15 protein-coding genes are annotated in these 16,108 nt (G+C 75.2%); 7 read left to right on the top strand and 8 right to left on the bottom strand.

Translation table 11 applies throughout. The features are described 5' to 3' along the window. Positions 1-21: 21 nt before the first annotated feature. The 4 genes from J4709_RS37475 to J4709_RS37490 form a co-directional block, all read right to left on the bottom strand. Positions 22-1,788 (bottom strand): serine/threonine protein kinase, encoded by a 1,767-nt coding sequence (locus J4709_RS37475; RefSeq protein WP_208248268.1) that lies wholly within the window; start codon positions 1,786-1,788, stop codon positions 22-24. Between the two features lie 146 nt (positions 1,789-1,934). Continuing rightward, on the bottom strand, positions 1,935-3,257 hold the full coding sequence (locus J4709_RS37480) for a DUF4389 domain-containing protein (RefSeq protein WP_208248270.1): 1,323 nt from the start codon (positions 3,255-3,257) through the stop codon (positions 1,935-1,937). A 40-nt stretch (positions 3,258-3,297) separates the two neighbouring features. After that, complete coding sequence (locus tag J4709_RS37485; protein ID WP_208248272.1) at positions 3,298-4,260, bottom strand: quinone oxidoreductase family protein; 963 nt, start codon at positions 4,258-4,260, stop codon at positions 3,298-3,300. 91 nt (positions 4,261-4,351) lie between these two features. Beyond that, a complete protein-coding gene (locus tag J4709_RS37490; protein WP_208248274.1) occupies positions 4,352-5,098 on the bottom strand; it encodes a TetR family transcriptional regulator in 747 nt (248 codons plus the stop codon). A 251-nt stretch (positions 5,099-5,349) separates the two neighbouring features. Between J4709_RS37490 and J4709_RS37495 the strand changes: the two genes are divergently transcribed. From J4709_RS37495 to J4709_RS37505, 3 genes are all read left to right on the top strand, one after another. Continuing rightward, positions 5,350-5,628 (top strand): hypothetical protein, encoded by a 279-nt coding sequence (locus J4709_RS37495; RefSeq protein WP_232384634.1) that lies wholly within the window; start codon positions 5,350-5,352, stop codon positions 5,626-5,628. A gap of 128 nt (positions 5,629-5,756) precedes the next feature. Continuing rightward, entirely contained in the window at positions 5,757-6,032 is a 276-nt protein-coding gene (locus J4709_RS37500; protein ID WP_208248276.1) for a DUF6504 family protein, read from the top strand. Position 6,033: 1 nt separating this feature from the next. Continuing rightward, on the top strand, positions 6,034-9,381 hold the full coding sequence (locus J4709_RS37505) for a DNA polymerase III subunit alpha (RefSeq protein ID WP_307801891.1): 3,348 nt from the start codon (positions 6,034-6,036) through the stop codon (positions 9,379-9,381). Positions 9,382-9,384: 3 nt separating this feature from the next. On the opposite strand, the gene J4709_RS37510 is transcribed toward J4709_RS37505, so the two are convergent. From J4709_RS37510 to J4709_RS37525, 4 genes are all read right to left on the bottom strand, one after another. Further along, positions 9,385-10,062: a DUF4328 domain-containing protein gene (locus J4709_RS37510; protein WP_208248280.1), complete on the bottom strand. Its 678-nt coding sequence runs from the start codon at positions 10,060-10,062 to the stop codon at positions 9,385-9,387. Between the two features lie 120 nt (positions 10,063-10,182). After that, a complete protein-coding gene (locus J4709_RS37515; protein ID WP_307801892.1) occupies positions 10,183-10,515 on the bottom strand; it encodes a hypothetical protein in 333 nt (110 codons plus the stop codon). A gap of 95 nt (positions 10,516-10,610) precedes the next feature. Beyond that, positions 10,611-11,258: a response regulator gene (locus J4709_RS37520; RefSeq protein ID WP_208248282.1), complete on the bottom strand. Its 648-nt coding sequence runs from the start codon at positions 11,256-11,258 to the stop codon at positions 10,611-10,613. Positions 11,259-11,262: 4 nt separating this feature from the next. Continuing rightward, positions 11,263-12,498, bottom strand: coding sequence for a sensor histidine kinase (locus J4709_RS37525; RefSeq protein ID WP_307801893.1), 1,236 nt, complete (start codon positions 12,496-12,498; stop codon positions 11,263-11,265). A gap of 121 nt (positions 12,499-12,619) precedes the next feature. Here J4709_RS37525 and J4709_RS37530 point away from each other — a divergent pair, with 121 nt between their 5' ends. The 4 genes from J4709_RS37530 to J4709_RS37545 all read left to right on the top strand — a co-directional run bounded on the left by J4709_RS37530 (position 12,620) and on the right by J4709_RS37545 (position 15,934). Next, the gene (locus J4709_RS37530) at positions 12,620-12,814 is read left to right on the top strand and encodes a hypothetical protein (protein ID WP_208248284.1); all 195 of its coding nucleotides are present in this window, start codon (positions 12,620-12,622) and stop codon (positions 12,812-12,814) included. Further along, entirely contained in the window at positions 12,811-13,509 is a 699-nt protein-coding gene (locus J4709_RS37535; protein ID WP_208248286.1) for an ABC transporter ATP-binding protein, read from the top strand. Before J4709_RS37530 ends, J4709_RS37535 begins: the two co-directional genes overlap by 4 nt. Beyond that, positions 13,506-15,512 (top strand): FtsX-like permease family protein, encoded by a 2,007-nt coding sequence (locus J4709_RS37540; protein ID WP_232384635.1) that lies wholly within the window; start codon positions 13,506-13,508, stop codon positions 15,510-15,512. Before J4709_RS37535 ends, J4709_RS37540 begins: the two co-directional genes overlap by 4 nt. Before the next feature lie 185 nt (positions 15,513-15,697). Beyond that, positions 15,698-15,934 carry a hypothetical protein gene (locus J4709_RS37545; RefSeq protein WP_208248288.1) on the top strand — a complete coding sequence of 79 codons (237 nt, stop codon included), beginning with the start codon at positions 15,698-15,700 and terminating at the stop codon, positions 15,932-15,934. The last annotated feature ends 174 nt before the right edge of the window (positions 15,935-16,108 follow it).

Here is a 16,108-nt window from a genome sequence, read left to right on the forward strand (position 1 = left end):
CCGGTCGGCCGGTGAGCCGCGTCAGCCGGTGATCTTGGACAGGTCGAAGTCGTCGAAGGCGACGAGGCTCTGCTGCGCCTCGTTGCCGCCCCGCTCGATCTGCAGCCGCGCCGACCCGTTCGGCAGCGGCTGGTCGGCGTCGGTCTCGTCGATGACCCGCTTGCCGTTCACCCACAGCCGCAGCCGGACCTTCTTGCCGCCGTCCTCGCCCGCGCAGGCGATCTGCACCTTGTTCGGGCCCTTCCCGTCGAAGCCGGGCACCGAGTCGGGCGAGGCCAGCTCCTTGGACCCCAGGGCGGCGCTGGACTTGCGGAGCGTCGCGCCCTTGCCGTCGTGCCGGACGAGGAACGTGTACTGCTGCTTGCCGTTGTCGCCCGCCCGGCACGCCATGCCGTAGTGCGCGTCCGGCGCGCCCTGCGAGACGTAGACCGTGACGGTCATCAGCATCGGGTCCGGGACGTCCTTCGGGTCCTTCGGCACGTCCCGGGTCCGGACGCCGGTGATGGTGTCGGTGTCCAGCCAGTACTTGCCGTCCTTGTAGCCCCACTGGCTGGTGTAGGAGCCGCCGCTCCAGCCGGAGTCCTGGCTGGAGAAGTCGTCGCTGAACACGGTGGCGAGCTTGTCCGGCGGGCCGTCCGAGCGGAGCACGGTGAACGCCACGACCGCGGCGACCACGGCCAGCGCGGCGACGGCGGCGCCCGCGATGATCAGCGGGCGCTTCGGCAGGCCGGCGAGGCCCGCGCCGGGCGGGCCGCCGGCCGGGCGGGAGTCGCGGCGGGTGGCGTCCGCGCCGAGCAGGGCGGTCGGCGCCGGCTGCCCGTGCGCCGCCTGCTGGGTGTGCGGTGCCGGCTGAGTATGCGGTGCGGGCGGGGCGTGCCGCGCCTGCACGGTCGGGTCCGCGCCGGCGCCGTGCCAGCTCGCCTGGACGGTCTGCGCCAGCACGGCCGGGTCGGGCGTCCGCCCGGAGCCGACCAGGCGGCCGAGCAGGTCCTGGACGGACGGCCGGTTCCGCGGGTCCTTGTCGAGCGCGGCGGCGACGATGTCGCGCAGGCCGGGGTCGAGGCCGTCGAGCCGCGGCTCGTCGTGCGCGACCCGGTAGAAGATCTCCGGGACGGTGCTGCCGGCGAACGGCGGGGCGCCCGTCCCGGCGTAGGCGACGACGCAGCCCCAGGAGAACACGTCGGAGGCCGGGGTGACCGGCTCGCCGCGCAGCAGCTCGGGCGGCAGGTAGTTGGGGGTGCCGACGAACTGGCCGGTGCGGGTCGGGCCGTCCGCCGCGTCGAGGGCCCGGGCGATGCCGAAGTCGATCACGCGGGGGCCGGTGGAGGACAGCAGCACGTTGGCGGGCTTCAGGTCGCGGTGCACGATCCCGGCGCCGTGGATCGCGGCGAGCGCCGTCGCGACGCCGACGGCGAGCCCCTCCAGGTCGGAGCCGGGCAGCGGGCCGCGCTCCTGAACCGCCGTCTCCAGGCTCGGGCCGTCGATGTACTCGGTGACCACGTACAGCGGCTCGCGGTCGAGCTCGGCGTCCAGCACCGGCGCGGTGCAGAACCGGCGGACCTGCCGCGCGGCCGTCACCTCGCGGCGGAACCGGTCGAGGAACGGCGCCTCCCCGGCCAGCTCGCGGTTGATCACCTTGACGGCGACGCGCCGCCCGCCGGTCTCCTCGCCGAGGTAGACCGTGCCCATGCCGCCGCGGCCGAGCCGGCCGAGCAGCCGGTAGGGGCCGAGCCCCGTGGGATCCTCGGGGCGCAGGGCCTCGCCGTTCTCTCCTGCGTGCGTGGTCATGGTGTGAAGTTCCTGGGGAGGGTTTCTCGGGGGTTCGGATAGCACCCTAGTGGCCGCCGACGAATCAGACGCGCGAAGGACCGTCCGGGTTCGGCGGGCCCCGCCGGATCATGGGCGCGGTCGGCTCAGGGGGCGGGGCGGCGGGCTCAGCGGGAGCGGCGCGCGCGGGGCAGCGTCCGGAACGGCGGGATCTTCTCGCCGGTCAGCCCGAACGCGTACGCGACGACGCGGCTCGACCACCGCTGGCAGCCGACGACCAGCCCGTAGAGCGGGCGCGGGTAGCGGCCGGTGAACGGGATGACGACCCAGCTGACCAGCATGACGAGCACCAGCGCCGCGTACATGAGCAGCATCACCAGCAGGTGCGGGACCACCAGCAGCCCGCGCAGCAGGGTGAACCAGCGGCGCGGCCCGCGCCACGCCTGCGGGAACGGCAGGTCGACGACGACGGTCGCCTCGTCCGGCGCGGGGGCCGCCGTGGCCTGCGGGACGGCGGCGGCCGGGGCGGGACGCGGCGCCGGGACGTCCGGGACCGGCGCCGGAACGGGCTCGGGTGCCGGCGCCGGCGGTGCCTGCGGCGCGGCGGCCGCCTCGTCCGGGCGCCGCCACGTCGCCGAGACCGTCTCCGCGGTCCGCGCCGGATCCGCCGCCTCCTGCCCGACGAGCCGGGCGAGGAGCCGTTCGGCGGTCGGCCGGTTCCGCGGGTCCTTGTCGAGCGCGGCGGCGACGATGGCGCGGAGCCGCGGGTCGAGGCCGTCCAGCACCGGCGGCTCGGCGCCGATCCGCCGGAACGTGTCCGCGACCGACTCGCCCTGGAACGGCGCGCGGCCCGTCCCGGCGTAGGCGATGACGCAGCCCCAGGCGAACACGTCCGACGCCTGCTCGACCGGCCCGCCGTGCAGCACCTCGGGCGCGATGTAGGACGGGGTGCCGACGAACTGGCCGGTGCGGGTCGGGCCGTCGGGGGCGTCGAGGGCGCGGGCGATGCCGAAGTCGATCACGCGGGGGCCGGTGGACGACAGCAGCACGTTGGCGGGCTTGAGGTCGCGGTGCACGATCCCGGCGCCGTGGATCGCGGCGAGTGCCGTCGCGACGCCGACGGCGAGTCCCTCCAGGTCGGAGCCGGGCAGCGGGCCGCGCTCCTTGATCGCGGTCTCCAGGCTCGGGCCGTCGATGTACTCGGTGACGACATAGGGCGGGTCCTGGTCGAGCTCGGCGTCCAGCACCGGGGCGGTGCAGAACCGGTGGACGCGCCGCGCGGCGGTGACCTCGCGGCGGAACCGGGCGAGGAACGCCGGCTCCCCGGCCAGCTCGCGGTTGACGACCTTCACCGCGACCCGCCGCCCGTCCGGCTCGGCGGCCAGGTAGACGGTGCCCATGCCGCCGCGGCCGAGCCGGCCGAGCAGCCGGTAGGGCCCGAGGACGCGGGGCTCGCCCTGTTCGAGGGGGTCGGCGGTCTGTGTCGTCATGAAGGCAAGGTTAGGGGAGCCGGTGCCTTTCCGATCATCATTAGGGGATGAGCAGCAGCTTCCCGGTGGTGCGGCGCGCCTCGAGGTCGGCGTGCGCGGCGGCCGCGTCGGCGAGGGCGTACCGCTTCCCGACGTGCAGTTTCAGCGCGCCCGACGCGATCAGGCCGTACACGTCGGCGGCCCGCTCCAGCAGCTCCTCGCGGGTCGCGGTGTAGTCCGCCAGCGTCGGCCGCGTCAGGAACAGCGACCCGGCGGCGTTCAGCCGCTGCGGGTCGAACGGCGGCACCTTCCCGCCCGCCGCGCCGTACAGCGCGAGGACGCCGCGCCGCCGCAGGCTCGCCAGGCTCCCGTCGAACGTCGGCGCGCCGACGCCGTCGTACACCACCGCGACGCCCTCGCCGCCGGTCAGCTCCCGCACCCGGTCGGCGAAGCCGTCGTAGTCCAGCACCTCGTCGGCGCCCGCGTCCCGCGCGATCCGCTTCTTCTCCGCGCTCGACGCGGTGCCGATCACGCGCGCCCCCGACGCCTTGGCGATCTGGGTGAGCAGCAGGCCCATCCCGCCCGCCGCCGCGTGCACGAGGACCGTCTCGCCGGGCTTCACCTCGTGCACCGAACGCGTCAGGTAGTGCGCCGTCATGCCCTGCAGCAGCGCGGCGGCCGCGTCGTCCAGGCCGACGCCGTCCGGGACGGGCACCGCCTTGTCCACCGGGACGACGGCGCGCTCGGCGTAGGAGCCCTGCACGTTCGACCACGCCACCCGGTCGCCCACCGCGACGTCGGCGACGCCCTCGCCGACCGCCGCGACCGTGCCCGCGCCCTCCACGCCCGGCGTGTACGGCAGCGGCTGCGCGTAGGCGCCCGTCCGGTAGTACACGTCGATGAAGTTGACGCCGCTCGCCGCCACGTCGACCAGCACCTCCCCGGCGCCCGGTACCGGATCGGGGCGCTCCCCGGCCGCCAGCACCTCGGGGCCGCCGTTCGCGGAGACGATGATCGCGCGCATGTCCACTCCTGATGTCCGGGAACCTACGACAACGCCGAACCCGGCGCCCGCACGGCCTATTCCGCCCGCCTATTCAGCACGGCCTATTCCGTCACACCCAGTCCTGCATCGTCCGGTGGACGAGCGCCACCGCCTCCTCGACCCGCGCCGCGACCGTCTCGGGGTCCCAGATGCCCTGCCGCGCGCAGTCCTCGAAGGCGACCCGCGTCGCCGAGGTGTAGAACGCCACGACGATCCGGGGCCGCAGGTCGGCGAGCGGGTCGACGCCCTCGCGCCGCGCGATCTCGGCGGCCAGCTCGGTCTCGGCCGCCTTGTAGCGCGCCATGTGCGCCGAGATCAGCGACGGCGTCCCCTCGATCACCCGCCGGACGCGGCGGAACCGCTCGGTGTCGGCGGGGTCGCCGGCGGCGATGGTGCGCAGCACCACCCGCAGCGACTCGAACAGCGCGGCGAACGGGCGCTCCTGCGGCGGCCGCGCCGCCAGCGCGTCCATCAGCACCTCGTCGTGCTCGGCGAGGAAGCCCGTGACGACGTCCTCCTTGGTGGCGAAGTAGCGGAAGAAGGTGCGCTGCGACACCTCCACCGCCGCCACGATCTCGTCGATCGTCGTCGCCTCGTAGCCCTGCTCGAGGAACAGTTCGAGCGCCGCGTCGATCAGCGCGAGCCTGGTCCGCTGCTTCTTGCGCTCGCGCAGCCCCGCGAGGGCGTGCCCGGGCGGGGCCGCGGCGCCCTCGCCCTCCGCGCGATCGTCTTCCGGCCGATCGTCTTCCGGCCGATCGTGCTCCGGGCGATCGCCTCGCGGCGGGTCCGGTTCCTCGCCGGCGGGGGCGGCGGTCATCGGCTGACTCCTTCTCCGGGCCGGGCGCCGTACGCCCGTCTCAGACAGGCTTCTATCACGGATGGACCCTCCGGTTCCGAACCGGGTTCCACTCCACGGGAAAGCCCATGCCGGAAAACCCCCGTCCCCACTCTCGGCGTTTCCCCTGCGCGGCCCGCCGGTTCGGGCCATCCTGAGAGCCGGTCACCAACCGTCGCCGCACGATCGCCCATGGTCGCCGGCGGACGGCCCGGTCCATGCTGAGGCGGCTGATGCCGATGTCTGTAGTCGAGGGACGAGAGATCGCCGAGGTGCGTCGCCGGCACCTGGCGGCCCTGGCGGGCGAGCTCCAGGCCCGCGGGCTGTCCTGCCGGTTCGCCGGGCCGGGCGAGAGCGTGCTGAGCGTGCACGGAGCGGGCGCCGACCGGCAGGTCATGGTCGTCGCCACCCCGGTCGGCGCCGGCTGGTCCTACCTGTGGCCGGGCGGCGGGATGGCCGACGTCGCCACCGCCCCCGACGTCGCCGACCAGATCTTCGCCCTGCTGAGGTGACCCCTCGCGCGGGCCGGGCGGGGGGCGCCTTGCCTGTGCGTCCGCGGGTTCCCTAGACTCGGCCGCGAACGTATGTTCGAACGGCCGCATGCTCCTTCCCCCGTGCGGCGAGCACGAGGGGGAGGCAGATGGCACACGTGTTCGGCGACCGGGTGGACGTCCGGGTGAGCGACGGGCGCCCGGTCCGGTTCGTCTGGCGCGGCCGGCTCTACCGCGTCCGGCGGGTGCTGGAGCACTGGGTCACGACCCGGGACTGGTGGCGGGAGCGGCATCCCGACGGCGAGGCCACCGGCGAGCGGGAGTTCTGGCGCGTCGAGGCCACCCCGGACCGCGAGATCGGGGTCTACGAGCTGCGCTATGACGCGGTGTCCGACAGCTGGCTGCTATCCCGGGTATGGGATTGACGTGCACCTTCACGTCGCTTCGGCGTATTCGCTCCGGTACGGCGTGGCGCCGCCCGCCGCGCTGGCCGCGCGCGCGGCCGACCTCGGCCTGGAGACGCTCGCGCTGACCGACCGGGACGGCCTGTACGGCGCGGTGCGGCACGTCCGGGCGTGCGGCGCCGCGGGGATCGGCGCGGTCGTCGGCGCCGACCTCGGCTTCGCCGGCGGTGAGCGGGTCGTCGTGCTGGCGGAGGGACGCGCGGGATGGCGGTCGCTGTGCCGGCTGGTCACCGCGGCGCACGCGGCGGGCGAGCGGGGGCACCCGGTGACGACGCGGGAGCTGGTCGGCGCCCATTCCGAGGGGCTCGTCGTGCTGCTCGGCTCCGCCTCCGACGTGGGACGGGCCATCGCGGCGCGGCGTCCCGACCTGGCGTCCCGGCTGCTCGGCGCGTGGCGCGCCACCGCGGAGACGGTGATCGAGATCGTGGACCACCACGACGTGGGGGACGGGCACCGGGCGGCGCGGATGCTCGCGCTCGCCCGGTCGTCGGGGGTGCCCGCGGTGCTCGCCAACGCCGTCCGGTATCTGGAGCCGGCCGACCATCCGGTGGCGCAGGTGCTGGACGTGACGCGGCGGCTCGTCCCACTGGACCGCCGGCACCTCGACGACCGGACCGGGCACGCCTACCTGAAGTCGGTGCCGCAGATGCGCCGGGTCGCGGAGCTGTTCTGCGGCCCGGACGACGCGGCCGAGCTGCTCGCCGAGACGCGCCGGCTGTCGGAGCGGTGCGTTCTGGATCCGGGCCGTGACCTGCAGATGGACGCGGTGCACCTGCCCGACACGGGCGCTGATCCGCACGCCCGGCTCGCCGCGCGCTGCGGCGAGGGGATGCTTCGTCGCGGCCTCGCCGGATCGCGGCGCGCCGAAGCGCGGCTCGCCGACGAGCTGGGGGTGATCGCCCGCAAGGGCCTCGCCTCGTACTTCCTCACGGTCGCCGACGCCGCCGCGCTGATCCGGTCGCGCGGCATCCGCTGCGCGATCCGCGGGTCGGGCGCGGGCAGCCTGGTCAACCACCTGCTCGGCATCGGCGACCTCGACCCGCTCCGGCACGACCTGGTCATGGAGCGGTTCCTCGCCGACAGCCGCGAGGGCCTGCCCGACATCGACCTCGACGTGGAGTCGGCGCGGCGGCTGGAGGCGTACGAGGCGCTGTTCGGCCGGTACGGCGCCGGCGGCACCGCGTGCGTGTCGATGATGGAGACCTACCGGGCGCGCAGCGCGATCCGCGACGTCGGCAACGCCGTCGGGCTGCCGCCGCAGGAGATCGACGCGATCGCCAAGGCGTTCCCGCACATCCGCGCGAGCCAGATCGGCGCCGCGCTGCACGACCTGCCGGAACTGCGGCAGAGCAACCTGTCGCAGGGCCGCCTCGACGTGCTGTTCCGCATCGCCGAACGGCTCGACGGCCTGCCCCGGCACATCGCGATGCACCCGTGCGGGGTGCTGCTGTCCAACGCGACGCTGCGCGACCGGGTGCCCGTCGAGCAGAGCGCGCTCGGGTTCCCGATGAGCCAGTTCGACAAGGACGACGTCGAGGAGATGGGCCTGCTGAAGCTCGACGTCATCGGCGTCCGGATGCAGTCGGCGATGGCGCACGCGGTCGCGGAGGTCGCGCGGACCACCGGCGAGGAGATCGACCTGGAGGCCGTCCCGCGCGACGACCCCGACACCTACACGCTGATCCGCACGTCCCGCACGCTCGGCTGCTTCCAGATCGAGTCGCCCGGCCAGCGCGAGCTGATCGGCCGGCTCCAGCCGTGGGACCTGGACGACCTCGTCATCGACATCTCGCTGTTCCGCCCCGGGCCGGTCAACTCCGACATGGTGTCGCCGTTCCTGGACGCCCGCGCCGGGGTCCGCGAGCCCGACTACCCGCATCCCGACCTCGAACCGGTGCTGCGCGAGAGCCTCGGCGTCGTCGTCTTCCACGAGCAGGTGCTGCGCGTCCTCGACGTGATGACGGGCTGCGGGCTGTCGCTGGCGGAGGCGGCGCGGCGCAGCCTGAACCACGAGCGCGGCCAGGCCGTCGTCGGCGCCTGGTTCCGCGAGAAGGCCCTGGCGCGCGGCTACGACGAGGCGACCGTCGAACGGGTCTGGCGGACGCTCACCGCGTTCGGCGCGTTCGGGTTCTGCAAGGCGCACGCCGCGTCGTTCGCGCTGCCGACCTACCAGTCCGCCTGGCTGAAACGGCACCACACCGCCGCGTTCTACGCCGGCGTCCTCACCCATGACCCCGGCATGTACCCCAAGCGGGTCATCCTGGACGACGCGCGGCACTTCGGCGTCCCGATCCTGCCGCTGGACGTCAACCGGTCCGCGCCGGACTGGCACGCCGAACCCGTCTCCGACGGCGGCGCCACCGGGATCCGCGTCGCGCTGAACGAGGTCAGGGGCATCAGCGACGCCGAGGTCGGCGCGATCGTCGGCGCGCGCCCGTACGCGTCGCTGACCGACTTCTGGCGCCGCGCCCGGGTGTCCCGCCCGACCGCCGAACGGCTCGTCCTCGCCGGGGCGTTCGACGCGCTCTACGCCGGCGACGAGCAGGTGCCGCGCCGCGACCTGCTGTGCCGCGTCGGCGCCCTCGACCGCGTCACCGCCCGGCGCGGGCCCGCCGTCCCCGAGGGCCAGCTCGCGCTCGGCCACGAGGACGGCGACGGCGACCCGTCCGCCTTCGCCGAACCCGTCCCGCTCGGCGAGCTGCCGCCGATGACGCCCGCCGAGATCGTCGAGGCCGAGCTCGACGTTCTCGGCATGGACGTCAGCCGGCACGTCCTCGGCTTCTACGACGGGCTCCTCGACGGCCTCGGGATCGTCCGCGCCGCCGCGCTGCCCGGCCGTCCCGCCGGATCCGACGTCCTGGTCGCCGGGGTGAAGGTCGCCACGCAGACCCCGGCGGTCCGGTCCGGGCAGCGCGTCATCTTCGCGACGCTGGACGACTCCACCGGCCCCGTCGACCTCGCGTTCTTCGAGTCGGTGCAGGAGCACTGCGCGGCGACCGTGTTCGGCTCGTGGCTGCTGGTCGTGCGGGGCCGCGTCCGGCACGCCGGGGCGCGCGCCGTCTCGATCACCGCGACCGCCTGCTGGGACCTGAACACCCTGTACGGGGAATGGCGGCACGGCGGCATGGACGCCGTCCGCACGGCCATGGCCCGGCGCTGGCCGCGGCCCCGGCCGGTCGGCCGCCGCGTCGTCCAGCCGACCGGCTTCGCGATGTCCCCGTACTCCGACATCGGCCATGCCGGTCCCGCCGTCAAACGCGCGCCGCTCTGGCACGCCGGCGGAGGCTCGTCCGGCCCGTCCCCGAACTAGCCGCTAGTCGTGCTCCACCTGGATGCGGGTGATGTGGAAGACCGTGGCCATGCACAGCGCCGCGGCGATCGCCTGGAACGCCGACGCCGCGACCCCGACGTGCACGTCGAAGCGGGCGTCGGACAGCGTGTCGACGCTGCCGTGCCCGAACATGTGGGCGAGCACGACGCTGAGCAGCACGCACCCCCACCAGCCGGCCACCACGAGCCCCGCCGCCTGCCGCGCCGCCGTCCGGTACCGGCCGCTGCTCACCCACACGTCGTAGACCAGGCGCGGCGGCAGCCACAGGTTCACCACCGGGCAGAACCAGCCGAACAGCACCCAGGCGCGGTGGTGGCGGTGCGGCCCCGGCGACTGGCCGTAGGCGCGCCACAGCCATGTCAGGTACAGCAGCCCCGTCACCGCCGCCATGATCACGCCGATCAGCAGCACGTCCTGGTACGGGGCGAGGGCCTTGCCCGTGGCGGCCGCGTCGTAGGTGTCGTGCGTCGCGTCGTGCAGCGGGCGCGACGCCCGCAGCAGGCTGATCCCCGACCCGAGCGAGACGAACGCGTCGAAGCCGAGGAGCATGAACACCGCCACGCCGACGGCGCGGAAGTCGCGGCGCCGCGCCCAGGCCCCGCATGCCGGGCACCGGGCGACCTCGGACGGGATGATGTCGCCGCATAGCGCACACGGCATGATTTCACCTCCGAGGGCCCCTTTTTACCGTTCGCTTCTTCGGATACTACGTAGGTTTGACTTGCGCGGGCCCAGAAGGGTTCGAGCTCCTGCGGGGGATCTTCGGCCGCGGCCCCGCCCCTACCGGCCGAGGACGAGGCGTCCCGTCACATACGTCACGGCGGCGGTCAGCAGCAGCCACGCGGCCGCCCACCGGAGGCCGCCACCGGCCACGAGCCGGGCGGGCCGGAACCCCGTCACCACCGCCAGCGACCACCACTCCGCGGCCAGCGCGATCGTCGCGTACAGCGACCCGTACCCGATCAGCGCGAACGTCAGGACGACCCCCGCCGGCGTGACCGTGTGCGCGAACAGCGCCGGGCCCCGTCCCGGGCCGCGCAGCCCGCGGCGCAGCCCCGCGAGGACCACCCCCCAGCCCGCGGCGCACATGATCCACACGACCACCACGCTCACGGGGATGCCGTCGATCGACTCCGGTGCCAGTGCCCTTCCCCCGTTGCTCGTGCGATGTGCGCGCCGCTGCGCCGTGCCTCCCGTCGCGTGGGCGGCTAGGCCATCAGGCCCGACTCCCACGCCCACGCCGCGACCTCGACCCGGTTCCGCGCGCCGAGCTTGCGGTGCACGCTGCCGAGATGCGTCTTCACCGTGGACAGCGACACGAACAGCGCCCCGGCGATCTCCTCGTTCGTGCGGCCGCGCGCGACGAGCCGGATCACCTCCAGCTCCCGCTCCGTCGGCGGCTCGCGGGGCGGCGCCGGCGCGGCGGGCGGCCGCGCCAGGTGCGCCAGCAGCCGGACGGTGATCGACGGCGACACCAGCGCCTCCCCGTTCGCCGCCGCCCGCACCGCCTCCACCAGCAGCGCCGGCCCGCTGTCCTTCAGCAGGAACCCGACCGCGCCGCCGCGCAGCGCCCCGTACACGTACTCGTCCATGTCGAACGTCGTGACGATCACCACCCGCGGCGGGTCCGCGACGTCCGGGCCCGCGACCAGCCGGGTCGCCTCCAGGCCGTCCATCCGCGGCATCCGGATGTCGAACAGGCACACGTCCGGGCGGAGCCGGCGGGCCAGCGCCACGGCCTCCGCGCCGTCGGACGCCTCCCCGACCACCTCCATGTCGGGCTGCGAGTCGACGATCATCCGGAACCCGGTCCGGACCATCTCCTGGTCATCGGCGATCAGTACACGGATGGTCACGGGATCATTTTGCCCTGCCCTCGGCGGTGGCGGGGAGATGGGCCACGACCTCCCAGCCGCCCTCGGGGCGGGGGCCGGCGTGCAGGCGGCCGCCGAGCGCGTCGACGCGCTCGGTCAGCCCGGCCAGCCCGAAGCCGGAGGACGGCAGGCGCCGGCCCCGGCCCTGCCCGTCGTCGCGGACGCTGACCTCCACCGACCCGCCGGCCGCCCGCGCGACCGCGACCCGCACCGACGCGGCGTCCGCGGCGTGCTTGCGGATGTTGGTCAGCGACTCCTGCACCACCCGGTGCACCGACGCCGCGACCTCGGGCGGCAGCGCGCCGAGGTCGGGGGCGAGCGCGAGGGTGGCGGGCGGGTCGGTGAACCCGGCGACCAGGTCGTGCAGCCGGGACAGGTCGCCGACCGGGCGGGTCGCCGCGGTGCCCGCGGGCCCGCCGGCCGCTCCGGGCGCCGTCCCGAACGCCTCGCCGTCGGCGGCGCCGGTGTGCTGCGCGTCCCGCAGCAGCCCCACCATCTGCCGCATCGACGTCAGCGCCTCGGTGCCCGCCTTCTCGATCCCGGCGAACATCGTGTCGAGCTGGTCCGGCGACTGCGCCGCCCCCGACTGCGCCGTGAACCGCGCGGCCTGCGCCTGGACGACGATGCCGGTCACGTGGTGGGCGACGAAGTCGTGCAGGTCGCGGGCCAGTTCCAGGCGCTCGTCGCGGCGCGCCGCCGCGAGCGACCGGGACCGGCGGGCGTCCACCGCGCGCAGGTAGAGCCCGACGCCGAGGGCGACCGCGACGGTGATGCCGAGCGGCGCGGTGAACACCAGCGCCGCCACCGGCGACCAGCGCAGCGGGACGGTCAGGACGACCGCGCCGAGCACCACCGCCAGCGGGACGAGCCGGTCCCGGGGGTCCTTCCAGACCGTCCGGGCGATGACGATCAGCAGCCCGCCGACCTCGGCGAGCTCGGCGGGGTTGCTGTGCCGCAGGTCGGCCGCGAGGCCGAGGTAGACGGTGCCGGCGATCGACAGCGCCGCCGCGCCCGCCGCCGCGTGCGACCGCCACCGGGACGGGGCGAGCGCCGCCGCGTTCGCCCCGGTCGCGCACAGGACCACCACCAGCTGCGGTGGCTCGCGGTGCACCGCGATCAGGCAGAGCAGCAGGTACAGCGAGGCGAAGCCGCCGTAGGCGAGGCGCATGAGGCACCCGCCCACCGAGTGGACGCGGTCCAGCCCTGTTCCCGTATCGCTCACGAATATGCAGGTTACGACCCCGAGCGGACTCCCGGATCGGCCGTTCGGCCGATGGGCCGCCGCCGCGGACCGGCCCTGTGCCCGATGTGCGCGCACCCCCGCCGCGCGCACGCTGGGAGGCATGGAACTGATCTACACGCCCCTCATCGTCGTGTTCGCCGTCTTCGTGGTCTACGGCGGGCTGGTGATCCCCGCACGGGAGATCATCGAGTCGATCCGCGACCGGCGCTCCCGCGGCCCCTCGGACCCCGGCGCCGCGTCCGGCGAGGTCATCGAGCTGCGCTCCGCGGCGGAGCGGCGGAGGGCCGCCGCGTGAGCACGCCGCATCCCGCCGAACCGGTCCTGGCCGGCCGCGGCCTCGCCAAGCGGTTCGGCACCGCCGTCGCGCTGGACGGCGTCGACCTCGCCGTGGCCCGCGCCGAAGCCGTCGCGATCATGGGCCCGAGCGGGTCCGGCAAATCCACCCTGCTGCACTGCCTCGCCGGGATCATGCGCCCGGACGCGGGGGAGGTGCACCTGCTCGGGCAGCGGATCGACGCGCTCGGCGAGCGCCGCCGCAGCGCGCTGCGCCGCACCCGGTTCGGGTTCGTCTTCCAGTTCGGGCAGCTGCTCCCCGAGCTGCCCGCCGAGGAGAACGTCGCGCTCCCGCTCATGCTGAACGGGACGCCGCGCCGGGAGGCCGTCAAGGTCGCCCGGTCCTGGTTCGGCCCGCTCGGGCTCGGCGGGATGGAGCGCCGCCGGCCGGGCGAGCTGTCCGGCGGGCAGGCGCAGCGGGTCGCGATCGCCCGCGCGCTGGCGCCGCGTCCGGCGGTCGTGTTCGCCGACGAGCCGACCGGCGCGCTCGACCAGGCCACCGGGCACGAGACGATGCGGCTGCTGCGGGAGGCGACCCGGCACAACGACGCGTCGCTGGTCGTGGTGACGCACGACACGTCCGTCGCCCGCTGGTGCGACCGGACCGTCGAGGTCCGCGACGGCCGCGTCCAGCAGCCGGTCCCCGGGGCGGCATGATGCGCACCACACTGGACCTGACCTGGCGGTTGCTGCGCGGCGGGGGCCGCCGCAACCTGCTCGGCTCGCTGCTCACGCTCGCCGCGGTGGCCGTCTGCACGGGCCTGCTGTTGTTCGCGGTGACCGCCAACCTGGCGTTCGCGCAGCGCGCGCACGCCGACTCCTGGCGGCACCCCGGCAAGGCGGACGCGCACCCGGTGATGATCGAGGCGCTCGCGACCGACCACGTCCGCGACGAGCCGATCACCGTCGTGGACCTGGCGGCGCTGAAGCCGGACGCGCCCGCCCCGCCCGGCATGCCGCGCTTCCCGCGGCCCGGCGAGACGTGGACGTCGCCCGCGCTCGCCCGGCTGATGAAGGACCTGCCCGCCGACCAGCTCGCCGGCCGCCTCCCCGCCCGCGCGGGGACGCTCGGACGGGACGCGCTGATCCACCCGGGCGAGCTCGTCGCCGTGGTCGGCCGCGCGCCCGGCGACCCCGCGATGACGGCGGGCCGCAATGACCTGTCCGGCGTGGAGAACACCGCCGCGCCCACCAGGATCGCCGCGTACGCGACCGGCGCCGCGACGTTCTCCGGCGTCTACCAGGCGCTCGTCGCGATCGCGTCGGTGCTGATGGCCGTGCCGCTGCTGGTGTTCGGCGGCGCCGCCGCCCGGCTGACCGTCGCGCGCCGCGACCGGCGGCTCGCCGCGCTGCGGCTGGTCGGCGCGACGCCCGGGCAGGTCGTCGCGATCACCACGGCGGAGGCCGTGATCACCGCGGCGGCGGGCGCGGTCGCCGGGACCGTCCTGTACGCGGCGGCGATCCCCGCGCTCATGCACATCACCATCGCGGGCGGCGGCTGGTACGCCTCCGACCTGTGGCCCGGCCTAGCGGTCGTCGCGGCGGTGCTCGCGGCGGTGCCGGTCCTCGTCGGAGCCAGCGCGGTCGTCGGGCTGCGCCGCGTCGTGGTCGGCCCGCTCGGCGTCGCCCGCCGCGAGACGCCGCCCGCGATGCGCGCCGTCCGGCCGCTGGTGCTCGTCGCCGTCGTGATCGCGTTCGGCGCGGTGAGCGGCGGGCTCACCGGCCTCGGCCGGACCGGCCTGGTGATCATGCTGGTCTTCCTCATGCTGGCGTTCCTCGCGATCAACCTCGCCGGGCCGTGGGTGGTCGCGCTGATCGGCCGGATCACCGTCGGCCTCGCGCGCGGCCCGGCGCGGCTGCTGGCCGGGCGGAGGCTGATGGACGACCCGCGCTCGGCCTGGCGGACGGTCGCCGGCGTCGCGCTGACCGGGTTCGTCGCCGGCTTCCTCGCCCTGCTCGGCGGCGTGTCGACCGGGACGAAGGCGTCGGACGAACTGCAACTGACCGTCCCGCCGGCCCGCGCGTCCGCCGTCGCCGAGCAGATCAAAGGCCGGCTCGGCGGGATCGACGCCGCCGTCACGGTGAAGCCGCCCTCCACCGGGGACCCGGCACCGGACGCCGCGGGCGTGGACCCGCCGGCGGACGCCGCGGTCGTCACGGTCGCTGTGCGGGGCGGGTCCGCGGCCGTCGACCGGGCCCGCACGGCGCTCGCCGCCGCCGTCCCCGGCCAGGCCGCCACCACCCCGGCCGACCAGGACCGCGGCCAGGACCGGCTGCTGTCCGACCTGCGGACGGGCGCGCTCACCGTCCTCGTCGTGTCGTTCCTCATCGCGATCACCAGCGCGGGGATCACCGGCGCGTCGGCGGTGCTGGACCGGCGGCAGGCGTACGCGATGCTGCGCCTCGCGGGCACCCCGCTGAAGGTGCTCGACCGGGCGCGGCGCCAGGAGACGCTGATCCCGCTCGTGGTGATGGGCGGCGGCTCGCTGGCGACCGGGCTGTTCTTCGCCGCCCCGTTCGCGATCGGGTTCGGCGCGTCCGGGGCCGTGACGCTCGCGGCGTTCGTGGCGGTCGGCTTCGGCGGGATCGCCGGGGCGAGCGCGCTCAGCCGGCCGCTCCTGCGGTCGGTCACCACCGACCCCGCGCCGACCCCCGACTAGCCGAATATCCGTTCGAGAAATGTCAGAGGCGGACCGTAGGTTGGGATGTGACTTAGGGGACAACCTGGGGCGATGCGGAACAGCCGGCGAACCGTGTGGCTTGTGCATACGTACCTAGGGGTATGTGACAACCGGTGGCCGTCGCACAGGCGCGGGGCCGCCGGGTCAAGGAAGGGGTGTCGACAGTGAGCGAAGCGACCGGCACATTCCATCTCACCCACCCGCGGCTGGGCGGGCCCGCCGAGCGGACCGTCGTACAGCCGTGGCTCACCGAACTCACGCACGCGACGCTGAACGCCTACGCCGAGGTCCCTCCGGCGCCGGCCGTGCTGGCGCCGCTGCCCGCCCCGCCGCCGGCGGCCGTCCCCGCGGTGCCCGCCGCGCGGCGCGTGACGGGCCGGCGCATCGCCCTGGCCGCATGACGCCCAAGGCGGCCCGTGGTCCGACGGCGGCCGCCTGACATCGAACGGTTCTGAGAAGGGGCCGAGGCAGTGCGCCTCGGCCCCTTCTTCTCGCTTGTGTCGTCTCATATGTCGAGATTTGATTCTCAAGATTTGAGAAGTAGGCGTAGGGTGCAGGCACCGACAGAGAGGTGA

Origin of the sequence: Actinomadura violacea (assembly GCF_017573465.1) — a bacterium.
GTDB classification, from domain to species: domain Bacteria; phylum Actinomycetota; class Actinomycetes; order Streptosporangiales; family Streptosporangiaceae; genus Spirillospora; species Spirillospora violacea.

Coding starts and splice junctions, on each gene's coding strand:
- J4709_RS37475 (WP_208248268.1), bottom strand. CDS start 1,788: ATGACCACGCACGCAGGAGAGAACGGCGAGGCCCTGCGCCCCGAGGAT.
- J4709_RS37530 (WP_208248284.1), top strand. CDS start 12,620: ATGGAACTGATCTACACGCCCCTCATCGTCGTGTTCGCCGTCTTCGTG.
- J4709_RS37490 (WP_208248274.1), bottom strand. CDS start 5,098: ATGACCGCCGCCCCCGCCGGCGAGGAACCGGACCCGCCGCGAGGCGAT.
- J4709_RS37480 (WP_208248270.1), bottom strand. CDS start 3,257: ATGACGACACAGACCGCCGACCCCCTCGAACAGGGCGAGCCCCGCGTC.
- J4709_RS37500 (WP_208248276.1), top strand. CDS start 5,757: ATGGCACACGTGTTCGGCGACCGGGTGGACGTCCGGGTGAGCGACGGG.
- J4709_RS37510 (WP_208248280.1), bottom strand. CDS start 10,062: ATGCCGTGTGCGCTATGCGGCGACATCATCCCGTCCGAGGTCGCCCGG.
- J4709_RS37495 (WP_232384634.1), top strand. CDS start 5,350: ATGCCGATGTCTGTAGTCGAGGGACGAGAGATCGCCGAGGTGCGTCGC.
- J4709_RS37540 (WP_232384635.1), top strand. CDS start 13,506: ATGATGCGCACCACACTGGACCTGACCTGGCGGTTGCTGCGCGGCGGG.
- J4709_RS37485 (WP_208248272.1), bottom strand. CDS start 4,260: ATGCGCGCGATCATCGTCTCCGCGAACGGCGGCCCCGAGGTGCTGGCG.